Source organism: uncultured Meiothermus sp., assembly GCF_937863175.1.
In the GTDB taxonomy this organism is placed as follows: Bacteria; Deinococcota; Deinococci; order Deinococcales; family Thermaceae; genus Meiothermus.
In genome coordinates this window covers 1-3,844 of the sequence record NZ_CALMCQ010000377.1, presented here as the reverse complement: position 1 = coordinate 3,844, position 3,844 = coordinate 1, and the positions used below count along the sequence as shown (strand labels likewise).

The 3,844-nt window shown below is 62.7% G+C and carries 5 protein-coding genes; 3 read left to right on the top strand and 2 right to left on the bottom strand.

All coding sequences use genetic code 11. From position 1 onward, the window contains the following. Positions 1-66: 66 nt before the first annotated feature. Both aroQ and Q0288_RS14110 read left to right on the top strand, forming a co-directional pair. Positions 67-507 carry a type II 3-dehydroquinate dehydratase gene (aroQ, locus tag Q0288_RS14115; RefSeq protein ID WP_299431623.1) on the top strand — a complete coding sequence of 147 codons (441 nt, stop codon included), beginning with the start codon at positions 67-69 and terminating at the stop codon, positions 505-507. Then, positions 504-785, top strand: a complete 282-nt coding sequence (locus tag Q0288_RS14110) for a hypothetical protein (protein WP_299431621.1) — start codon at positions 504-506, stop codon at positions 783-785. The genes aroQ and Q0288_RS14110 overlap by 4 nt, the downstream gene beginning before the upstream one ends. Here Q0288_RS14110 and Q0288_RS14105 read toward each other — a convergent pair. Then, positions 757-1,353 carry a biotin transporter BioY gene (locus tag Q0288_RS14105; protein WP_299431618.1) on the bottom strand — a complete coding sequence of 199 codons (597 nt, stop codon included), beginning with the start codon at positions 1,351-1,353 and terminating at the stop codon, positions 757-759. The two genes, Q0288_RS14110 and Q0288_RS14105, sit on opposite strands and share 29 nt — an antisense overlap. A gap of 9 nt (positions 1,354-1,362) precedes the next feature. Further along, positions 1,363-2,307: a biotin--[acetyl-CoA-carboxylase] ligase gene (locus tag Q0288_RS14100; RefSeq protein ID WP_299431615.1), complete on the bottom strand. Its 945-nt coding sequence runs from the start codon at positions 2,305-2,307 to the stop codon at positions 1,363-1,365. Between the two features lie 282 nt (positions 2,308-2,589). On the opposite strand from Q0288_RS14100, the gene Q0288_RS14095 reads away from it, so the two are divergent. Further along, positions 2,590-3,844 (top strand): WD40 repeat domain-containing protein (locus tag Q0288_RS14095; protein ID WP_299431612.1); only part of this gene is annotated, 1,255 nt, incomplete at its 3' end.

Sequence of the window (3,844 nt, the reverse complement as noted above, 5' to 3'; positions counted from 1 at the left end):
TACGATACAACCCTGCCTTTTCCTACGATTGCCGATTGAGATGCTGCTCCTTTAGCATATAGTCAAATGATCCTGGTCTTAAATGGCCCCAACCTCAACCTGCTGGGCAAGCGCGAGCCAGAGTTGTACGGAAAAACCACCCTGGAGGAGCTGGAAGAGCTCTGCGAAGTCTGGAGTGCGGAGCTGGGCTTGGGCGTGGCCTGTCGCCAGTCCAATTTCGAGGGGCAGATGGTGGAATGGATTCAGCAGGCCAGGGATGAGGGTTTTCGTGGCATTGTGCTCAACCCGGCAGCCCTCACGCACTACTCCATTGCGTTGCTGGATGCGGTTCGGGCACAGACCCTGCCGGTCGTCGAGGTACACCTTTCCAACCTCCACGCCCGCGAGGAGTACCGGCGGCACTCGGTGACGGCAACTGCGGCCAGGGGCCTAATTTCGGGCTTTGGGCCGATGTCCTACAAGATGGCCCTGGTCTATCTGGCCGACCTGCTCGAGGCCCAGCCATGAAGGTGCAGCGCCAGGAAGTGGCCATGGTGGTGGCGATTGTCTGGATTTTTAGCGTCGTGGCCCAGATCCAGCAGCTTGGCTTCTGGCCGTCGCTGCTGTTCGGCCTGCCGGTTGGCCTGCTGGCCGGAGCTGCCTACTGGTTCTTGATGCCACGGGTGATCCGCTGGGCTGCCAGAGGCGTAAAACCCAAACCAGAGGATGAAGAAGAAGCCCCGGCCCTCGAGGAGAACCGGGAGCAGAAACCAGCCTCTAGCGACGAACCAGACGCCAGACCATAGGCAGTAGCGCGGCGGCAATCGCGGCCTTGACCAGATCACCGACCAGAAACTTGACCATCCCGGCGTACAGCAGTTCCGAAACCCCGGTGAAGAGGCCCGCGTTGCCCAGTGCCAGGCCCAGCCAGGTCACGCCGACCGCGTAGACAATCAGGCTGCTCAGCAGCATGGCGAAAAAGGTCTTGAAAGGGTTACGATCGGTGCCAAACCGCTCGACCAGCCAGCCGATCGCAAAGGCTGCCAGCGGGAAAGAGACCAGATAGCCCGCCGAAAATACCACTCGAGGGTCGAACCAGGTAGCTCCATTGGCAAATACCGGCAGCACCAGCCCCTGGGCCAGGTAGGCCAGCAAGGCCAGAAAACCCAGGCGGCTACCCAGGACTGCGCCCACCAGCAGCACCCCCAGGGTTTGCAGGGTGATGGGCACCGGCTGGGTCGGAATGGCTACCTGGGCGGTCAGGGCCACCAGCAGGCTGCCCCCCAGCACCAGAAGCAGGTCGCGGGTCAGGCTGCGGGCCGGAAATAATGTCCTGGAAAGCGGCAGATACGGCAGGGTTTGGGTTGGATTCATGGGTCTCCTTTACACAACTCCGACCAGTTGAACATCTCCAGCCGAGACCTGGTGGGTGCGGTCTGAGGCTTCAACCAGCAGTGAGCCATCCGGGGCAACATCAACCGCCAGCCCACCAATTTCGCCCTGTGGGGTGGACACCCTGACCTGCTGTCCCAGGGTGAGGCATCGGGCCTTGTAGTCGCGCAACACCCCCTCGAGGTCGTGGTGGAGCTGGGCGTAGCGGGCCTCCAGACGCTCTAAGAAACCGGCCAGCACCTGGACTCTGGACGCCACCACAAACTCGTCCAGATATGCCGCTCCTAACTGCTTGCGGGCTGCGCGGTTCACGTTTAGACCGATCCCCAGAATTACATAGGCCGCCTCTTCCCCGCTGACCTGGGCCTCGAGCAGCACCCCCGCTAGCTTGCGGTAGGTCAGGCTTTCCCCACCGGCTCCAGGGGTCGCGGCCAGCAGATCGTTGGGCCACTTGAGCCTACCCACCCCGCAGGCCTCGCACAGGGCCAGTCCAGCCACCAGAGCCAACCACGGCAGGGTTGAAAGGGGAAGCTGGGGACGCAGCAATACCGAGAAGGTCAGGCTGTGGCCTGGCTCGCTGGCCCAGGGTCGTCCGCGCCGACCCCGGCCCTTCTCCTGTCGCTCGACCAGCACCACCGAGCCCTCCTCTGCACCGTCCAGGGCCCAGTTTTTGAGCACATCCTGGCTACTGCCAGTGGTTCCGAGGTAGGCATAGAATGCGCCAAAGCTGCCGCTGCGAATAGCCTCGAGGGCCGCTGGGGTGGGGGTTCCCGGTATCAGCCGGTAGCCCTTGCCCTTCTGAGACTGCACTGGATACCCGGCCATTCGCAGGGCCTCGACCTGCTTCCACACCGCCGCACGGCTGATGCCAAGCTGCTGGGCCAGGGCTTCGCCGCTCTGGTACTGGTCGTGGAGATAGGCCAGCAGTTCAGGCACGTCAACCAGATTATTCTCTGAAGGTTGACAAGCACAAGGGCCGCCAACCCCTGACTGCTCCCCCTCCATGGGGCCTATACCCGATGGATTCGCGCTTCCATCGCGGTTCTCACTATTTTTTCCGCTGATCCCAGCAGGGAAAACCTGCACTTTATGGCATTCACACTTCGGGGACTCCATCCTTCTTACGGAGCACCGCCCCAAACCCTCCACCATTCGGATGACTCGAGGCATCCCTCCTTTATCCACCCTCCTCAGCGGGCTTCTGAATAAGCTATAGGGATGTGGAAGTGGTTTGGTTGGATCGTCGTAGGTCTGGCACCCTCCATGGCCCAACAACCTGTGCAGATTCTGGCCGGGCACCGCGCCCCGGTGGGCGCTGTCGCTATCAGCTCGAGTGGGGTTCTGGCGGTAGGGGCCGATGCATATATTCAGCTTTACCGTCCAGATGGACGCTTCTTGCGTACCCTCAGTGGTCATACCGACACCGTACGCACCCTCGAGTTTGCCCCTGACGGCAGCCTGTTGAGTGGCTCTGCCGACACCACACTCCGGCTCTGGAATACCGAGACAGGAGCAACCCGAAGCGTGTTGCAGGGCCACCGCGACCAGGTCTGGTCGGCCCGCTTCAGCCCGGACGGCGAGCACATTTTGAGCGGCGGCGCCGATGGCATGCTGCGGCTATGGACGCTTGCGGGACAAGTACAGGCGACCCACCTGGGACATAACTGGATTTATGGGGTGGGGTTCTCACCCGATGGTGCGCTGCTGGCAGGGGGCGGGCTGGATGGGGTGTTTTTGTGGAATCGCAGGGAGTCTCGAGCCTTTCCACTGCTGGGGCCTCCGTCGGTACGAGCCCTGACCTGGAGCAGTGATGGACGCCTGGCGGCGGGGGATCGCGATGGACAGATCCAGCTCTGGGATGCCAGAGGCAATTTTGTACACCAGTTTGCTGCCCATAGCCTCGCGGTCAGTGCCCTGGCCTGGAAGGCTAATGGTCGGCTTATAAGCGCTTCCCAGGATGGCAGGATCACTTTTTGGGATCGGAACAGACCCCTGCAAAGCATCCAGAGCAGTTCGGTACTGAGCCTGGCAGTGGCCGGAAACCAGTTGTGGAGTGGGCACGACGACGGTCGAGCCCGGCGATGGAATGCATCCGGACAACTGGCCCAGACCCTCGAGCCCCCCGCCTCCTCGGTCACAACCCTGGCCTACAGCCCGGACGGAAGCCTGCTGGCCAGTGGGGGCTGGGATAAGGAGGTCTGGCTCTGGAACCGCCAGGGCCGGTTGGTGCGCAGGCTGGCGGAGGCCGAGCTGGAGATTACCGCGCTGGCCTTTGCACCCGATGGGCGGCATCTGGCCGTCGGCAGCCGCGATGGCCAAACCCGCCTCTACCGGGTAGACGACGGGCGGCTGGTGCAGACCCTCGAGGCCCATGGCAACGGGGTAGGGTCGCTGGCCTTTGCCCCCAGTGGGCTCACACTGGCTACCGGGGGCCGCGACCGGTTGTTGCGCGTCTGGGACTTGCAAGCTGGAA

What these genes read in the sequence shown, in the direction of transcription:
- aroQ (WP_299431623.1), top strand. Translation starts at nt 67, where the DNA reads ATGATCCTGGTCTTAAATGGCCCCAACCTCAACCTGCTGGGCAAGCGC.
- Q0288_RS14110 (WP_299431621.1), top strand. Translation starts at nt 504, where the DNA reads ATGAAGGTGCAGCGCCAGGAAGTGGCCATGGTGGTGGCGATTGTCTGG.
- Q0288_RS14105 (WP_299431618.1), bottom strand. Translation starts at nt 1,353, where the DNA reads ATGAATCCAACCCAAACCCTGCCGTATCTGCCGCTTTCCAGGACATTA.